This window comes from Nonomuraea sp. ZG12, from assembly GCF_052068115.1.
Taxonomy (GTDB): Bacteria; Actinomycetota; Actinomycetes; order Streptosporangiales; family Streptosporangiaceae; genus Nonomuraea.
Map to the genome: position 1 here is coordinate 27,409 of NZ_JBQHCW010000003.1, position 16,989 is coordinate 44,397.

Here is a 16,989-nt window from a genome sequence, read left to right on the forward strand (position 1 = left end):
GCATGCGCTTCGACATCCTCGGGCCGACCGAAGTGCGCGACGACAGCGGAGCGCCGGTGGCGCTCGGCGGTCCACGGGTGCGCGCGCTGCTGGCGCTGCTGGCCCTGGAGGCGGACCGGATCGTCGGCTCGGACCGGCTCGTCGACGTCCTGTACGGGACGCGGCCTCCTGACGGCGTGGCCAACGCGCTGCAGTCGCAGGTGTCCCGGCTGCGCAGGGCGCTGGGGCGTGACCGGGTGGAGTTCCATCCAGCGGGTTACCGGCTGGTGGCCGACCCGCTCGACGTGGACGCGCACCGCTTCGAGCGGCTGGCCGCAGCGGGCCGGCAGGCGTTGACCGGCGGCGATCCCCGGCGCGCTGCGGCGCTGCTGCGTGAGGGGCTGGAGCTGTGGCGAGGCGTGCCGCTGGCCGACGCCCCGCACGCGGAGGCGGCCGCCGCCCGGCTGGAGGAGCTGCGGCTGGCCGCCACCGAGGACCGGGTCCAGGCCGAGCTGGAGCTGGGCCGCCACCGTGAGCTGGTGGCCGAGCTGAGCCAGCTCACCGCCGCCCACCCGCTGCGCGAGCGGCCGCGCGCCCAGCTCATGCGCGCCCTGTACGGCAGCGGCCGCCAGGCCGAGGCGCTGGCGGCCTTCGACGAGGGGCGGCGCATCCTGGACGAGGAGCTCGGCATCGAGCCGGGCGCGGAGCTGTCCGCCACCCGCCTCGCGGTGCTGCGATCCGATCCGGCCCTGGGCGTCCCGGCCACGAGCGTGCCGGGCGCGGGTGTGCCGGGCGCGCAGGCGGTCAGGCAGGGCATCCGCGCCCAGCTCACCAGCTTCGTCGGCAGGGCGGAGGAGCTGCGTCAGGTGAGCACCGAGCTGGAGGCGACCAGGCTGGTCACGCTGATCGGCCCAGGTGGCGCCGGGAAGACCCGGCTGGCCGTCGAGGCCGCCGCCCGGACCGGGGGTGACGTGTGCGTCGTGCAGCTCGCGCCGGTGACCGACGGGCCGGACGTGCCACTGGCCGTGCTGGCCGCGCTCGACATCCGCGATCGTACGAACGCCCGTGACCTGCCGGTCGTCGAGCCGACGGCCCGCCTGGCGACGGCGCTCGCCGACCGCAGGCTGCTGCTGGTGCTGGACAACTGCGAGCACCTGATCGAGGCGACGGCGGCCCTGGCCGACACGCTGCTGGCCGCCTGCCCCGCCCTGCGCGTGCTGGCGACCAGCCGCGAGGCGCTCGGCATCACCGGCGAGTGCATCCTGCCCGTCTCACCGTTGGCGTTGCCGCCGCCGGACGCCGCCGACCCGCTCGCCTACCCCGCCGCCCGGCTGTTCGCCGACCGGGCCGCCGCGGTGCGACAGGCGTTCGAGGTCACCGAGGAGAACGCGGCGCAGGTGATCCAGATCTGCCGGGCGCTCGACGGGCTGCCGCTGGCCATCGAGCTGGCGGCGGCCAGGCTGCGCACGCTGTCGCTGCCGGACGTGGCGGCCCGGCTGGACGACCGGTTCAGGCTGCTGACGCGCGGCAGCCGTACGGCGTTGCCCAGGCACCAGACGTTGCGCGCGGTGGTCGCGTGGAGCTGGGACCTGCTGGACGACGGCGAGCAGGCGCTGGCCCGGCGGCTGACGGTGTTCGCGGGCGGGGCGACCGCGCAGGCGGCCGAACGGGTGTGCGGGCTGCCCGAGGACGTGCTGTTCTCGCTGGCGGAGAAGTCGCTGGTCGAGGTCGTCGACGGCCGCTATCGGATGTTGCGGACGATTCGCGCGTTCTGCGCCGAGCGGCTGGAGGAGGCCGGCGAGGCGGAGGCGATCCACCACGCGCACGCCGCCTACTACCTGGACCTGGTGAGCACCGCCGACCCGCACCTGCGCGGCGCCGAGCAGCTCGACTGGCTGGCCCGCCTGGACGAGGAGAGCGACGACCTCACCGCGGCCGTGCGCTGGGCCACCGAGTCGGGTCCGAGTGAGCTGGCCTTACGGCTGGTCGCGCTCGCCGCCTACTACTGGTGGATGCGCGGCCATCGCGCCGCCAGCGCCCACCTGGCCGCCGACCTGCTCACGCGCGTCGGCGACCAGGTGCCGGCCGGCCTGGACGAGGAATACATGATGTGCCTGCTCGTCGCCGCATGGGCCGGCAACATCGGCGCGGAGCACTCCGCTCAGCTGCGCTCGCTGCGCGACCTGCTGCCCGAGGAGTATCTGCCGACGCGGCTGGAGTTCCTGACGATGCTCCTGCCGTCGTTCACCGGCCCACCACCCTCTTACACGGTGCCGTACCGCCAGCACGAGATCATCGACATGCTGCCGCCCTGGCCGAGAGCGCTCACCCACTGCGGCACGGCGTTCGTCCTGCAGATCGAGGGGAGGGTGGAGGAGGCGAAGGTTGAGTTCGAGCTGGCGCTGGCGGCTTTCCGACGCCTGGGCGAGCGCTGGGGGTGCATGCTCGTCCTGTCGGGGCTCGGCGACCTCGCCTTCGAGCAGGGCGACTACGCGTACTCCTACGCGATGGCCGACGAGGCGCTGAAGCTGTCGCGCGAGCTGGGCGCGATGGCCGACATCTCGGAGAGCCTGTGCCGCCGGGCCGACGCCGTCGCCCGCACCGGAGACCTGGCCGACGCGGAGGAGGACTACCGCCTCGCGGTCCAGCTGTCCCGCCGGATCGGCTCGGCCGACACCCTCGCCAGGGCCTACTGCGGGCTGGGCGAGGTGGCGCTGGCCCGGGATGACCTGGGTGAGGCGCGCCGCCAGTTGGAGCGGGCGCTGGCCGAGTGCCCCGACCAGTGGTACAGCACCGAGGAGCTCACCGCCCGCATCAAGGCGGGGCTGGCCCGGCTGACGGTCAGCGGGCGGTAGGAGATCGGTCAGCGCCGGCCTCGATCGTGGGCGGCATGACGAAGAAATGGGCCACGCTCACCATCGCGTGCCTGGCCACCCTCCTGCTCTCGCTGGACCTCACGGTGCTGCACCTCGCGCTGCCGAGGCTGGTGGCCGACCTCGGCGCGAGCTCCACCGAGCTCCTGTGGATCGGCGACATCTACGGCTTCGCGCTGGCCGGCCTGCTCATCACCATGGGCAACCTCGGTGACCGCATCGGGCGCAAGCGGCTGCTGCTCATCGGCACGGTGGCCTTCGGCGCCGCCTCCGCGGTCACCGCCTACGCGCCCAGCCCGGAGCTGCTCATCGCGGCCAGGGCGCTGCTCGGCGTGGCCGGTGCGACGATCATGCCGTCCACCTTGTCGATCATCCGCAACGTGTTCACCGACCCGGGTGAGCGGACCGCCGCGATCGGCGTCTGGAGCGGGATGAGCGCGGCCGGGTTCGCCGTGGGCCCGGTGGTCGGCGGGCTGCTGCTGGATCATTTCTGGTGGGGGTCGGTGTTCCTGATCAACGTGCCGATCATGGCGATCGTGCTGGTCGGCGGCATCATGGTGCTGCCGGAGTCGCGCAACCCGGACGCCGGCCGCATCGACCTGCCGAGTGTGGCGCTCTCCTTCACCGGCGTCATCGCGGTCATCTACGCCATCAAGGAGGCGGCGCATCAGAGTCTGGCGCACGCCGACGTGCTGGTCGCGGGGGTGCTGGGGATCGCCTGCCTGGTGGCGTTCGGCCTGCGGCAGACGCGGCTGGCCGAGCCGCTGATCGACGTGCGGCTCTTCCGGCGGCGGGCGTTCTCCGCGTCGATCGGCACCAACCTGCTGGCGATCTTCACGATGATGACCATGTCGCTGATCTTCGCGTGGTACTTCCAGCTCGTGCTCGGCTGGTCGCCGCTGCAGGCCGGGCTGGCCGGGCTGCCCGGCGGGCTGAGCGGCGCGCTCGGCGGGATCCTCGCCGCCAGACTCATCAACCCCCTGGGCAGGAACGGGGTCGTGGCGCTCGGGCTCGCCATGAACGCCGCCGCGTTCCTCTACTACAGCACGCTCGGCCTGGAGGCCAACTATCTGGTTATGGTGGGGTTCATGCTGGTGGGCGGCATGGGCGTCGGGCTGGCGTTCACCGTGAACAACGACAACGTGCTCGCCACGGTCCCCGCCCAGCGCGCGGGGGCGGCGGCCGCGGTGTCGGAGACGTCGTTCGAGCTGGGCGGCGCGCTCGGCATCGCCATCCTGGGCACCCTGCTGAACAGCACCTACAGAGGCGCCCTTCAGGTGCCCGCCGGCATCCCGGCGCAGGCGGCCAGGGAGTCGATCGCGGGGGCGCTCACCACGGCCGAGTCGCTGCCGGCCGAGCAGGCCGGGCAGCTCATCGGGGCCGCCCGGACGGCCTTCGTCGAGGCGGTGCACGTCACCTCGCTCGCCACGGCCGCGATGCTGGCGGTCGTGGCGGTGATCGCCCTGGTCGGGTTGCGCGGCGTACCCAAGGTGATCCCGGAGGAGGTGCTGACCCGCGCGCATTCCTAGCGGCTTCGGTGGCGCGCGCCGCGCACGACGCGCGCCACCCGGGCGGGGGCCTAGCCGAACAGGCCGTTGACCCGCTCGTTCGCGCCGTCCAGGGCGTTGACGTCGGCCTTGCGGGAGAAGATCGCGTCCATCGTCTCCGTCATCGTGGCGGTGATGTCGGCCCAGTGGTCGGCGATGGGCGCCAGGTGCGTGGTGCCCTCCTCGACGTGCATGGTGAAGGGCTTGACGTCGATGCCCGCCTTCTCGAACGCCTGCTCCGCCTTGGCCTGGGCGCTCTTGATCGCCGGGAAGATGACGGCCTGGTCCGCCACGATCTCCTCCTGGCAGGCGGCCGAGCCGAGGAACTTCACCCAGGCCCACGCGGCGTCCGGGTTGTCGGTGGAGGCCGAGATGTTGTCGGCCAGGCCGTTGAAGAGGCTGGCCCGCTTGCCGGTGGGGCCGACGGGGGTCGGGGCCAGAGCCGACTTCACGCCCTTGAGGTTCCAGTACGACTTGGTGTTCCAGCTACCCTCGGTGACCATCGCGTACTTGCCGGCCCCGTAGGCGTCCATCTGTCCCACGCCCGCGCTGGCGATCGCCATGCTCGGCATGTAGCCCTTGTCGATCAGGGAGGTGAACCACGTGATGGTCTCCTTGAACTTCGGGTCGGCGTAGTTGAACCGGCTGGGCCACGGGTTCTGGTCGGCGTACTGCCAGCCGTTGCTCATCGCGTACATGCTCCACTCGGTCTGGCCGAAGCCCGCGCCGCTGCCCACCAGTCCGAGGCCGTAGACGGCCACCTTCGACTTGTCGAAGCCGGGCTCGTCACCGCGCTTGCCGTTCTTGTCCACGGTGAGGTGGGCGATGGTCTTCTCGTAGCTGCCGCCGTCCCGCGGGTTCCACTCCAGCTTCTCCATGTCCTCCGGCTTGAGGTTCGCGTCCTTGAGCAGCTCGGTGTTGTAGATGACGGCGACCGTGTCGAAGTCCTTCGGCAGGCCGTACCTCTTGCCGTCCTTGGTGACCCACAGGTCCGCCAGGCCGTCCTGGTAGAGGGCGAGGTCCACCTTGTCCTTGGCGACCAGGTCGTCGAGCGGCATGATCTGGCCCTGGGCGGCGAAGTCGGGGTAGCGCGACAGGTGGCTGACGAACACGTCGGGGGCGGTGCCGGAGACGAAGGCGGTCGTCAGGGTGTTCCAGTAGTCGTCCCAGCCGTACTGGGTGATCTTGACCTTGTAGTTCGGGTTAGCCTTCTGGAAGGCGTCGGCGCAGGCCTGGTACTGCGGCTGCTGGGCGACGTCCCACAGCCAGTAGTCGATGGTCGTGGAGCCGGCGGCGGCATCGCCGCCTTCGGCGGCGCCGCCGCCGCAGCCGGTGAGGAGCAGCGCCGCGGTCGCGGCGGCGGCGAGTGAGCGGAGGTGTCCCTGCATCACAGAACCTTCTTTGCATGTGTTACCAGTGGGGCGGCGGCTTACTTGACGCCTGTGTAGCCGATCGAGTCGATGACCCTGCGGCCGAGCATGGTGAAGAGGATGATGATCGGCAGCGCCGCGAAGAGCGTGGCCGCCATGAGGCCCGCCCAGTCGGGGCTGCCCTGCGGGGTCTGGGATCGGAAGATGCCCAGGGCGACCGTGAGCACCCGCACGCTCTCGTCCTTGCCGACCAGGAGCGGCCAGAAGTAGTCGTTCCAGCTCGTGATGTAGGTGAGGATGGCCAGGGTGGCGATCGGCGCCTTACTGACCGGCAGGATGATCCGGAAGAAGATCCGCACCCGGCCCGCGCCGTCGATGCGCGCCGCCTCCTCCAGGCTGGAGTTGACGCCGAGGAAGAACTGCCGCAGGAAGAACACCGCGAACGGCGTCATGAGCAGGCCGGGCAGCACGATGCCGAGGTAGGTGTTGAGCAGGCCGAGATCCTTGATCAGGATGAAGTTCGGCAGCGTGGTGAAGATCGGCGGCACCATGAGCGCGGTGAGGAAGAGCAGGAAGACCGACGCCGGGGAGGGCAGGCCGGGCCGGCTCGCGCACGGGTCGCGCTGGCACGGCTCGGCCCTGATGGCGGCCGGCATCAGGCCCGCCGCCTGGGAGCCGATCGGCGCGGACTACCGCAGTGACCTGGTGGTGTTCAGGCGGGTGAGCCGCTGATCGTCAGACGCCGGGGTGGGCGGCGCACGGGCCGGTCCGCGTCGGCGTGAGCGTGCCGAGGCGGGAGCCGATGAGCCTGGCCAGGCCCTCGATGGACTGGATGCCCTGGCCGTGACCCGGCTGGAGATCTGTCTGCACCGACAGCAGCAGGTCCCTGCCGGGGCCAGTGACGCGGCCGTAGCTGGTCACCGCCCAGGTGCCGCGCGCGGACGGGCGCGGCACCCAGCCGTTCTTGAGCGCCACCCGGTCGCCGGTCCTGGCGGCGGCGCTGACGCCCCAGCCCTGGTCGTGGTGGACGTGTCCCATCAGCCCGAGCACCAGTCCCCGCTCGGCGGCGCTCAGCCCGCCGCCGCCGTCCACCAGCAGTTCGAGCAGCCGGATCCGGTCGGCAGGGCTGGTCCGGGTGCCGCCCCAGTAGCGGGTCGGCCCCGGGATCGTCTCCGCCAGCCCGATCCTGCGGTAGTAGGCGCTCAGCCCGGTTCCCCCGCCGATCCGCCACCACAGCGCATCGGCGGCGAGGTTGTCGCTGCGGCGGATCATCCGTGAGGCGAGGTCCCGCTCGCTCTCGCTCAACCGGTCCCGGCGGGCCAGCCGCGCCATGAGGATGTCGACCTTGACGCCGCTGGCCGTGATCAGGCCGTCCTCGTGCGCCCCGTGGCCGAGCCGCACGCCGCTGACCAGGTCGTGGGCGCTGTAGACGATCCGCCCCGGCCGGCCGCGCAGATAGCGGTCCGCCTGACGGGTCAGCCTGGCCCGCGCCGCGGCGGCCGCCGCCGCGTCGGGCAGCGTCAGCACGCAGCGCGCCACCACCGTGGTCAGGCTCGCCGCCGCGGGCGCGATCGGGGCCGCGGCACCTGCGCAGCCGACCGGCGACAGAAACAGCGGCATCACCAGGGCCGTCCCGGCCCACCATCTCGTACGCACCCGCGCCCCCCCATGGTCTTTATGGGGGTCTGATGCTCACCTTGCCCACTTGTCGCATTGGACACACCTGTCCCTATAGGTACTGGGATAGGAACTCTGCGGTCGCGGCCACCGCCTGCGTGACGTACGGCTCGCGGTCGTACAGGTCGATGTGCCGCTTGGCGTCCAGCCACACCAGCCGCTTCGGCTCGTCCAGCCGCTTGTACGCCTCCTCGGCGCCCTCCGGTGAGCAGAACCGGTCGACCACACCGTGCACGATCAGCGCCGGCCTGGGTGAGAGGAAGTCGGCGCCCATCATGTTGTCCATCGTGATCAGCTCACGCACGCTCGCCCTGGTGACCCGGTTCGCCCAGTGCGGCGACACCGACCGGTCCGTGCCGTAGTAGGCGTACGGCTCGTCGCCGGGCATGGCGGCCTCGCCCTCCTCGGCGACGGCCGGCAGATACTCGACCGGCCCGCCCTGGTCCTGCCGCTCCAGCACCTCGGTGAACGAGCCCAGCGCCGCCTCGTAGTCCATGCCCGACCGCATGCCGTACGGGTTGTTGTAGGCCCCCGCGATGCCGGCGAACGCCTTCACCCGGGGGTCGAAGGCGGCGAACTTCAGCGCGTAGCCGCCCCCCAGGCAGATGCCGACCGCGCCGATCCGGTCCCCGTCGACCTCGGGCCTGGCGCGCAGGAACGACACCGCGGCCCGCAGGTCGTGCAGCTTGCCCTGCGGATCCTCGTGGCAGCGCGGCTCCCCACCGGACTCGCCCCAGTTGCGGTGGTCGAAGGCCAGCGTGACGTAGCCGTGCTCGGCCAGCCGCGCGGCGTACAGGCCGGTGACCTGATCGCGTATCCCGGTGAACGGCCCGGTGAGGACCAGCGCGGGACGCGCCCCTTCACCCTCCGGCACCCGGAGCTCTCCCACCAGCGTGACGCCGTCCACGGCGAACTCAGTCCTCATGCCCACAGTCTGATCGAAACGCCCGCGGCACGGCAGGGGCCGCGGGCGTTCCGGGACGATCAGGAGTCGAAGCCGAGCCCCATCCGGTCCAGTGCCCGCAGCCACAGGTTGCGCCTGCCCTGGTGCTGATCGGCCTGGGCGATCGACCAGCGGGTGAACTGGATGACCCCCGACCGCACCGGCTCCGGCGGGAACGGGACCGGCTTCTCCTTCACCATGCGCAGCTCGGTCCGCTCGGTGCGCTCACCCGACAGCAGGTCGAGCATGACGTTCGCGCCGAAGCGGGTGGCGCCGACGCCCATGCCGGTGTAGCCGACCGCGTAGGCCAGCCGGCCGCCGTGCGCCTGCCCGTAGAAGGCGCTGAAGCGGCTGCAGGTGTCGATCACGCCGCCCCAGCGGTGCGAGAACCGCACGTCCTCCAGCTGCGGGAAGGTGTCGTAGAAGTGCCCGGCCAGCTTGGCGAAGGTCTCGTCGCGCTGGTCGTACTCCGGCTTGACCTGGCCGCCGTTGTAGTAGACGGCGTCGTAGCCGCCCCACAGGATGCGGTTGTCGTCGGTCAGCCGGTAGTAGTGGAACTGGTTGGCCGAGTCGCCCACGCCCTGCCGGTTACGCCAGCCGACCTCGGCGAGCTGCGCGTCGCTGAGCGGCTCGGTGGTCAGCGCGTAGTCGTACACCGGCACCACGAAGTGCCGCAGGCGGCGCAGCAACGGCGGGAAGACGCCGGTGCCGAGCGCCACCCGGCGGGCCGTGACCGCGCCCTGCGGAGTGCGCAGGCCGATGGTGACGCCGTCGTCGTGCAGCGAACGTACCGGCGTGCGCTCGTAGACCCGCACGCCGAGCCGGACGCACGCCTCGCGCAGCCCCCAGGCCAGCCTGGCCGGGTCCACCATCGCGCAGCCGCTGCGCTCCCACAGGCCGCCCAGGTAGGTGGGCGAGTTGACCTCGGCCCGCACCTGCTCCCGGTCGAGCGGCACGTAGTCGAGGCCGAGCTGCTCGATGAGGTCGAGGTGCTCGTGCAGCGCGTCGAGCTGCCACGGCTCGGTGGCGACGTTCAGCTCTCCGGTGCGTTCGAAGGAGCAGTCGACGCCGTAGCGCTGCAGCGTCCGCTCGATCTCGTCCAGGTTCTCGACGCCCATGCGCTCCAGCCGGTCGATCTCGTCCGGCCAGCGCTCCAGCCCGTTGGGCAGGCCATGGGTGAGGGTCGCCATGCAGAACCCGCCGTTGCGGCCGGACGCCGCCCAGCCGATCCTGCGGCCCTCCAGCAGGATCACGTCCTGCGAGGGGTCTCGCTCCTTGGCCATCAGGGCGGTCCACAGCCCCGAGAAGCCGCCGCCGACCACGACCAGGTCGGCGCTCGTGTTGCCGACGAGCCGCGGTCGCGGCTCGGGCCTGGCTGGACTGTCCAGCCAGTACGGCTTGCGCTCCGCGTCAGCAAGCGCCTTCAGCGGATCCACACATCCCACATCCCTTACGGTGACTTCTGTCTATGAAAATCGCGGGACCAAACGGTGATCACGCGCGGGTTCCCCCCGCCGAAATCCGATCTCGCCTCCCTGTTCTTTGCCGTAGGACCCTCGCTGACGCGCGGGAAAATTCATGCGCGGACGCGCCGCCGTGCGGCCACCGCGTTGGCGATCGCGATCAGCACGCCGATACCGAAGATCAGCGTACCCATCACGTTCACCTGAGGTGGAATGCCGGTCTTGACCGAGCCGACGATCCACAGCGGGAAGGTGAGCGTCGAGCCGTTGACGAGACTGGTGACGACGTAGTCGTCGATGGACAGCGCGAACGCCAGCATCGCCCCGGCGAGCACGCCGGGCAGGATCGACGGCAGCGTGACCTGCCTGAACGTGGCCCACGGGCCCGCCCCGAGATCCTTGGCCGCCTCCTCCAGCGACGGGTCGAGCGTGACGACCCGCGCCCGCACGGTCACGGTCACGAAGGACAGCGAGAACAGCACGTGCGCGATGGTGATCGTGATCGCGTCGCGCGGCAGGTTGGCCGAGACGAACAGCGACAGCAGCGACGCGCCCATGACCAGCTCGGGCGTGGAGATGGCGGCGAACACCAGGAAGTTCGTCGCCCCCTGGCCGCGGAAGCGGTGCCGGCCGAGCGCCAGCCCCAGCATCGTGCCGAGCACCACGGTGATGGCGGTGCTGACCAGCGCGATCACGACCGAGTTCCACAGCGCCTCGGTCAGGTCCGGGATCGCGAAGAGCTGCGCGTACCACTTGAGGGTGAAACCGTGCCAGCTGGTGTTGGACTTGCTCGGCGTGTCGTTGAAGCCGAACAGGATCATCACCGCGATCGGCGCGGACAGCCAGGCGATGACCAGCCAGGTGTAGCCGTGCAGCAGCCGGTCGCCGAGCCTGCCGCGCCTCATCGGGCCGCCGCCTCTAGGACGTTCTCGGTGCCGAGCACCCTGGCGTAGACGAAGATGCCCACGAGCAGCACCGCCATCAGGGTGAACGACAGCGCCGAGGCCGTCGGGTAGTCGTTGTTCACCAGGTATTCCGTCTGGATGATGTTGCCGATCATGGTGTTGCCGGTGCCGCCGAGCACCTGGGCGTTGATCGGGTCCGCCGTGGCGGGCACGAACGTCATCAGCACCCCGGCGAACACGCCCGGCAGCGACAGCGGCAGCACCACCTTGCGGAACGCCGCCCCCCGCGTGGCGTACAGGTCCTGCGCCGCCTCCACCACGCGCGGGTCCACCCGCTCCAGCGACACGTAGATCGGCAGGATCATGAACGGCAGCCAGTTGTACGCCAGCCCCGCCACCACCGCGAAGGCCGTGGCCAGCACGTGGAAGTCCGGGGCCAGCAGGCCCCACCCCTTGAGCGTGCCGAACAGGATCCCGTCGTCGGACAGCAGGAAGCCCCACGAGATCGTCCGCAGCACGAACGACACGAAGAACGGCAGCAGCAGCAGGAACAGGTACATCGACTTGCGGTTGCCGCCCTTGAAGGCGATCCAGTAGGCCACCGGGTAGCCGATCACCAGCATGGCGGCCGTGGCCAGCCCGCCGTACAGCAGGGAGCGGGCGAACTGGGTGCCGTAGGCGCTGATCGCGTCGCCGTAGTTGGAGAAGCTGAACGTCATGACGAAGCCGTCGATCACGTTGCCGGTCTGCAGCGACACCGACGCCATCGCCGCCAGCGGCACCACCAGGAAGATCGCCAGCCACATCCAGCCCGGCAGCGCGAGCAGGTAGGGGGTGAGCCGTCTCATCGGCCTAGGCCTGGGTGATCGACTGGAAGATCGGGTTGAACACCTGCTCCTGCGCGGTGGTCAGTTTGGTGTACGTGCGCAGCTTGGCGTAGTCGGCCTCGGTCGGGAACATCAGCGGGCTGTCGACCATGTCCAGCAGCGCCTTCTTGTCCTCGCCCGTCGCGCTCCCGGCCTTCTCGCGCAGCAGGTCCTGCACCGCCGGCACGGGGGTGACGAACTGGATGTACTCGTCCAGCTCGGCGGCCACCTCGGGCTTGTAGAGGTAGTCCATGAGCATCATCGCGTCCACCGGGTTGGCGGCGCCCTTGGGGATCAGCATGTTGTCGGTCCAGATCGTGCCGCCCTCGTCCGGCACCACGAACTTGACCGGCTCCCCGGCGAGCTGGCGCTGGAACACGTCGCCCGACCAGGCCATCGTCACCCAGACGTCGCCCTTGGAGACGGCGTCGATGTAGTTCTGGTCGTAGTACTTGCGGACGATCCCGGCCTCACGCTGGGCCTTGAGCTTCTCCCCTGCCTTCTTCCAGTCGGCCTCGGTGGACTTCTCCGGGTCGAGGCCGAGGGCGATCATGCCGAAGTTGGCGATCTCCTGGGCGTCGCTCATCATGCCGACCCGGCCCTTGTACTTGGGGTCGAACAGGGCCTGGATGCTGGTGATGTCGTCCTTGACGTACTTGGTGTTGTAGGCGATCCCGGTCACGCCCGAGGTGTAGGGGATCGTGTGGACGTTGCCCGGGTCGTAGGAGCGCTGCTTGTACTTCTCGCCGGCGTTGGCCAGGAAGTTCGGCATCTTCGACTGATCCAGCGCCACCACGTAGCCGAGCTCGATCATGTGCTGGAGCTGGATGCCGTTGGTCATCACGACGATGTCGTAGCCCAGGGACTGGCCGGCGCGGAGCACCGGGTCGGCCTTGCCGAAGAACTCCGCGTTCTCGTTGATGACCTCCTTGTACTCGTAGGAGATCCCGGTCTCGCTCTTGAACTTCTCCAGCGGGCCCTTGTCCTCCGGCATGTACTCGGGCCAGTTGGCGAAGATGACCTGGCCGTTCTTCTTCTGCTTGGACCAGTAGTCCTGGACGGCGTCGGCCTTGGGCGGAGCCGCCTTCTGCCCCTGAACGCCGCAGGCGGCCAGGGCGAGCCCGGCCGCCGACAGGCCGGCGATCCTGAAGGCGTCACGTCGGGTACGGGGCTGGGTCATCCCTCGAATGAGGGCAGGAGTGTGCAGGCCGTGCATGATCAACTTCCAATCACGTAAGAGTGCTGCGCCTGCCACGACAGCCAGACGGAGTCGCCCCGCTCCGCTGTGATCGTCGAGTCGTGCGCGTTCTGCTGGAACACCGTGATCTCGGCCCCGTCGGCGAGGCTCACGGTGTAGCTGTTGTAGGTGCCCAGGTAGACCACCTCGGCCACCGTTCCCGGCACGACGCTCAGGTCGCCGGCCGGCTCGTCCACGGACAGGGTGATCTTCTCGGGCCTGACGGTCACCGAGACCTCTCCGTCGCGCCCCGGCACCAGCACCCGGCCTTCCCCGACCTTCAGCACGCCTGCGGTGGCGGTGCCGGCCATCAGGTTGGAGGTGCCGATGAAGCCCGCCACGAACGTGGTCGCCGGACTCTCGTAGATCTCGCGCGGCCCGGCGAGCTGCTCCACCAGGCCGTCACTCATCACCGCGATCCTGTCGCTCATGGTCAGCGCCTCGTTCTGGTCGTGCGTCACGTACACGAACGTGATGCCGACCTCCCGCTGGATGCGCTTGAGCTCCAGCTGCATGGCCTGGCGGAGCTTGAGGTCGAGCGCGCCGAGCGGCTCGTCCAGCAGCAGCGCCCTGGGCCTGTTGACCAGGGCGCGGGCCAGCGCGACCCGCTGCTGCTGGCCGCCGGACAGCTCGCGCGGCCGGCGCTTCTCCCGGCCGGTGAGGTCGACGATCTCCAGCATCTCGCCGACCCGCCGCCGGATCTCCTCCTGCGGCGTCCTGCGCTGCTTCAGCCCGAAGGCCACGTTGTCCCAGACGCTCATGTGCGGGAACAGCGCGTAGGACTGGAAGACCATGTTCACATCGCGCTTGTTGGGCGGAACGTTCGTCACGTCCTCGCCGCGCAGCTTGACCACACCCTTGGACGGCTCCTCGAAGCCGGCGATCATCCGCATGGTGGTGGTCTTGCCGCACCCGGACGGGCCGAGGAGGGAGAAGAACTCCCCCTCGCCGACCGCCAGCGTCACGCCTTTCACCGCCTGCACGACTTCGCCGTGCGAGACGTACTCCTTGACGACGTCCTGTAGTTCGATCGCGCTGTCGGTCAAACCTCGCTCGGCCATTCAGGAAGATTCCCTTTGTGCGCTATTCGCCGATGTAGTGCATGACGTGCTTGACCCTCGTGTAGTCGTGCAGCCCGAATACCGACAGGTCCTTGCCGTAGCCCGAGTGCTTGAAGCCGCCGTGCGGCATCTCCGACACGAACGGGATGTGCGTGTTGACCCAGACCACGCCGAAGTCGAGCCTGTTCGACATGCGCATCGCGCGGCCGTGGTCGGAGGTCCAGACCGAGCCGCTCAGGCCGTAGCGGACGTCGTTGGCCTTGGCCAGCGCGTCGGCCTCGTCGGAGAACGTCTGGACGGTGATGACGGGGCCGAAGACCTCGTCCTGGATCATCTCGTCGTCCTGCTTGAGCCCGTCGACGACGGTGGGGGCGAAGAAGTAGCCCTGGTCGCCGATCCGGTGACCGCCGGTCACCACCTTGGCGTGCGCCGGGACGCGGTCGAGGAAGCCCTGGACCTTGGCGAGCTGGTTCTCGTTGTTGAGCGGGCCGTACAGGGCGTCCTCGTTGGACAGGTCGCCGGTCACGGTGGCGCCGGCCGCCTCGGTGAGCGCCGCCACGAACTCGTCGTGCACGCTCTCGTGCACCAGCACCCGGCAGGCGGCGGTGCAGTCCTGGCCCGCGTTGTAGAAGCCGGCGACGGCGATGTCCTCGGCGGCCTTGCGCAGGTTCTTCACGTCCTCGAACACCACGACGGGGGCCTTGCCGCCGAGCTCCAGGTGGACGCGCTTGAGGTCCTCGGCGGCGCTCCTGGCCACCGACATGCCCGCGCCGACCGAGCCGGTGATCGCCACCATGGCGGCGGTCGGGTGGGCCACCACCAGGGCGCCGGTCTCGCGGTCGCCGGTGACGACGTTGAAGACGCCGGGAGGCAGCACGCTGCCGAGGATCTCGGCGAGCTTGACCGTGGAGGCGGGGGTGGTGTCGGACGGCTTGAGCACGATCGTGTTGCCGGCGGCCAGCGCCGGGGCGATCTTCCAGACGGCCATCATCATCGGGTAGTTCCACGGCGTGACCTGCCCGACCACGCCGATCGGCTCGTGCCTGATGACGCTGGTGTGCTCGGCCAGGAACTCGCCCGCCGTCGGGCCCTCCAGCGTGCGGGCGGCTCCGGCGAAGAAGCGGAAGTGGTCCGCCGCGACCGGGGTCTCGTCCTCGGCCATGCGGGCGCGTGGCTTGCCGGTGTTGAGGCACTCGGCCTCGTTGATCTCGTCGGCGCGCGCCTCGATCGCGTCGGCGACCTTGAGCAGCAGGTTGGCCCGCTCGCCCGGGGTGGTCCGGCCCCACGACTCGAACGCCGCGGCGGCCGCGGCGTAGGCGGTGTCCACGTCCTCCGCGCCGGAGACGGGGGCCTGGAGATAGGCCGCACCGGTGCAGGGATCGATGACGTCGGAGAAACGGCCGCTCTTGGCGTCCACGAGCTCACCGTTGATGAAGTTTTGCAGACGGGTCGTCATGCGCCCTCCCTGTCGGTCGGAAGACCGGAGATTGCTTTGTCCAAGGGTGACCTCAACGAGCTCGGTCGTGAGGCGGACTCTTACAGAGTAGGTGAAACCGGACAAGGGATTTCGTGGCGAAGATACCAAATTGCTACGAATTCGCTTGACAGGCGGGCCAAAACTGACAACATGTCGCACCAGGACGGCAATCCAGCGGGAACGCCCCTGTAACGCCGGGCCGCTAGGAGGGTTCCGCGAATGACGACGCCGCCGCGTGTACGCCGCAGCAACGACGCCGCGCCCGGGCAGTTCGTTCTCGACGATCTCGCCAAGCAGATCATCGAGCAACTCCAGTCCGACGGCCGCAAACCCTACGCCGCGATCGGCAAGGCGGTGGGCCTGTCAGAGGCGGCCGTACGGCAGCGCGTCCAGCGGCTGCAGGAGTCCGGGGTCATGCAGATCGTCGCGGTCACCGACCCGCTCACGCTCGGCTTCCCCCGCCAGGCCATGATCGGCGTCACCTGCGAAGGCGACCTGGAGTCCGTGGCCGACGAGCTCGCCGCCATCGACGAGATCGACTACGTGGTGCTCACGGCCGGCTCCTTCGACGTCATCGTCGAGGTGGTGTGCGAGGGCGACCGCCACCTGCTGGAGATCCTCAGCAAGATCCGCGCCATCCCGGCGGTCCGCGCCACCGAGTCCTTCGTCTACCTCAAACTCCGCAAGCAAACCTACTCCTGGGGCACCCGCTGACCCCGCCATGGGCGAGCGCCGCTCGTATCTGACGACGGGGATCGATCTTCAGCGCGCCAATCCCCGCTTTCGGTCTCAGGCGAAGAGCTCCTCGACGGTGTTCACGAAGGACGCCCGCTGGATCCAACGCTCCAGCACGGCCAGGTCAGTCGTCGCCATGATCCGCGCCCGATCCTCCTCCGACAACGCGACGTCGCGGAAGTCGAGCAGCGTCAGCACCGCCTTCGCCTCGCCCTTCGTCTCGCCTCGGGCGATGAGGCTCTGGGCGTATTCGCCCTGGTAGAGGTATGTCTCCGTGGCCATGAGGCGCTCCATTTCCTTCTGCGGACTACCAGTCAGCGCGACAGTGACATATTCAGCGTACCGTCGGGCGCTTGTCGGATCGATGCTGTCCAGCGCCTCCGTCAGCGTGGCGAGGATGGCGTTCACCTGGGGGTCGTTGCTGTGCGTGATCGCCGAGACGACCGCGAGACCGATGTTGCCGATGGCCCGGACGACATCCGTGATCACTGGGGTGTTGTCCGGCCCGATCACCAGCGGGATCAGCACCATGCCGGGATGGCCGAGGTCGATCGGCGTGGCCGCCCAGCGCGCTGTGGCCTGGTCGGCACAGATGACCACCAGGTAGACCGGGCACTTGTCGCGCGCGTGAAGATTGGCGAGGTAAGCGGGCCAGCTGTAACGCTTTCTCCAGTCTTTGCTGAGCTGCACCTCGGAGACGACGCCCAGCCGGGACTGGCCGTCGCCCTCGAAGGGCACTGCCGCGTCCGCTCGATACTCGACTGGGACGCAGTCCGACAGATCGCAGGAAATTAGTCGGGCTTCGGCTTTGGGGGGTATGGGCAGGTCGAACAGCTCGCGCAACATGGTTGCGGTG

15 protein-coding genes are annotated in these 16,989 nt (G+C 69.8%); 4 read left to right on the plus strand and 11 right to left on the minus strand.

Annotated elements, in window-relative coordinates; genetic code table 11:
* Window positions 1-2: 2 nt before the first annotated feature.
* Both ACTMTF_RS11945 and ACTMTF_RS11950 read left to right on the plus strand, forming a co-directional pair.
* Window positions 3-2,834: a BTAD domain-containing putative transcriptional regulator gene (locus ACTMTF_RS11945; protein ID WP_441110663.1), complete on the plus strand. Its 2,832-nt coding sequence runs from the start codon at window positions 3-5 to the stop codon at window positions 2,832-2,834.
* 35 nt (window positions 2,835-2,869) lie between these two features.
* Window positions 2,870-4,381 carry an MFS transporter gene (locus ACTMTF_RS11950; protein WP_441110664.1) on the plus strand — a complete coding sequence of 504 codons (1,512 nt, stop codon included), beginning with the start codon at window positions 2,870-2,872 and terminating at the stop codon, window positions 4,379-4,381.
* Between the two features lie 50 nt (window positions 4,382-4,431).
* On the opposite strand, the gene ACTMTF_RS11955 is transcribed toward ACTMTF_RS11950, so the two are convergent.
* The gene (locus tag ACTMTF_RS11955; RefSeq protein WP_441110665.1) at window positions 4,432-5,787 is read right to left on the minus strand and encodes an ABC transporter substrate-binding protein; all 1,356 of its coding nucleotides are present in this window, start codon (window positions 5,785-5,787) and stop codon (window positions 4,432-4,434) included.
* Between the two features lie 41 nt (window positions 5,788-5,828).
* A complete protein-coding gene (locus ACTMTF_RS11960) occupies window positions 5,829-6,320 on the minus strand; it encodes a carbohydrate ABC transporter permease (protein WP_441110666.1) in 492 nt (163 codons plus the stop codon).
* A gap of 7 nt (window positions 6,321-6,327) precedes the next feature.
* On the opposite strand from ACTMTF_RS11960, the gene ACTMTF_RS11965 reads away from it, so the two are divergent.
* On the plus strand, window positions 6,328-6,501 hold the full coding sequence (locus tag ACTMTF_RS11965) for a hypothetical protein (protein WP_441110667.1): 174 nt from the start codon (window positions 6,328-6,330) through the stop codon (window positions 6,499-6,501).
* A gap of 3 nt (window positions 6,502-6,504) precedes the next feature.
* Here ACTMTF_RS11965 and ACTMTF_RS11970 read toward each other — a convergent pair whose 3' ends face one another.
* From ACTMTF_RS11970 to ACTMTF_RS12005, 8 genes are all read right to left on the minus strand, one after another.
* The gene (locus ACTMTF_RS11970) at window positions 6,505-7,425 is read right to left on the minus strand and encodes a serine hydrolase (protein ID WP_441110668.1); all 921 of its coding nucleotides are present in this window, start codon (window positions 7,423-7,425) and stop codon (window positions 6,505-6,507) included.
* A gap of 73 nt (window positions 7,426-7,498) precedes the next feature.
* The gene (locus ACTMTF_RS11975; RefSeq protein WP_441110669.1) at window positions 7,499-8,371 is read right to left on the minus strand and encodes an alpha/beta hydrolase; all 873 of its coding nucleotides are present in this window, start codon (window positions 8,369-8,371) and stop codon (window positions 7,499-7,501) included.
* A gap of 59 nt (window positions 8,372-8,430) precedes the next feature.
* Entirely contained in the window at window positions 8,431-9,825 is a 1,395-nt protein-coding gene (locus ACTMTF_RS11980) for an NAD(P)/FAD-dependent oxidoreductase (protein ID WP_441110670.1), read from the minus strand.
* A gap of 140 nt (window positions 9,826-9,965) precedes the next feature.
* A complete protein-coding gene (locus ACTMTF_RS11985; protein ID WP_441110671.1) occupies window positions 9,966-10,757 on the minus strand; it encodes an ABC transporter permease in 792 nt (263 codons plus the stop codon).
* Window positions 10,754-11,605, minus strand: coding sequence for an ABC transporter permease (locus ACTMTF_RS11990; RefSeq protein WP_397009886.1), 852 nt, complete (start codon window positions 11,603-11,605; stop codon window positions 10,754-10,756). Before ACTMTF_RS11990 ends, ACTMTF_RS11985 begins: the two co-directional genes overlap by 4 nt.
* Before the next feature lie 4 nt (window positions 11,606-11,609).
* Window positions 11,610-12,803 carry a polyamine ABC transporter substrate-binding protein gene (locus tag ACTMTF_RS11995; protein WP_441110672.1) on the minus strand — a complete coding sequence of 398 codons (1,194 nt, stop codon included), beginning with the start codon at window positions 12,801-12,803 and terminating at the stop codon, window positions 11,610-11,612.
* A 38-nt stretch (window positions 12,804-12,841) separates the two neighbouring features.
* Window positions 12,842-13,921, minus strand: coding sequence for an ABC transporter ATP-binding protein (locus tag ACTMTF_RS12000; protein ID WP_397009890.1), 1,080 nt, complete (start codon window positions 13,919-13,921; stop codon window positions 12,842-12,844).
* Between the two features lie 22 nt (window positions 13,922-13,943).
* Entirely contained in the window at window positions 13,944-15,377 is a 1,434-nt protein-coding gene (locus ACTMTF_RS12005) for a gamma-aminobutyraldehyde dehydrogenase (RefSeq protein WP_441110673.1), read from the minus strand.
* A 240-nt stretch (window positions 15,378-15,617) separates the two neighbouring features.
* Between ACTMTF_RS12005 and ACTMTF_RS12010 the strand changes: the two genes are divergently transcribed.
* Window positions 15,618-16,112: an Lrp/AsnC family transcriptional regulator gene (locus ACTMTF_RS12010; protein ID WP_397009894.1), complete on the plus strand. Its 495-nt coding sequence runs from the start codon at window positions 15,618-15,620 to the stop codon at window positions 16,110-16,112.
* Window positions 16,113-16,187: 75 nt separating this feature from the next.
* Here ACTMTF_RS12010 and ACTMTF_RS12015 read toward each other — a convergent pair whose 3' ends face one another.
* Window positions 16,188-16,979: a hypothetical protein gene (locus ACTMTF_RS12015; RefSeq protein ID WP_441110674.1), complete on the minus strand. Its 792-nt coding sequence runs from the start codon at window positions 16,977-16,979 to the stop codon at window positions 16,188-16,190.
* Window positions 16,980-16,989: the final 10 nt, after the last annotated feature.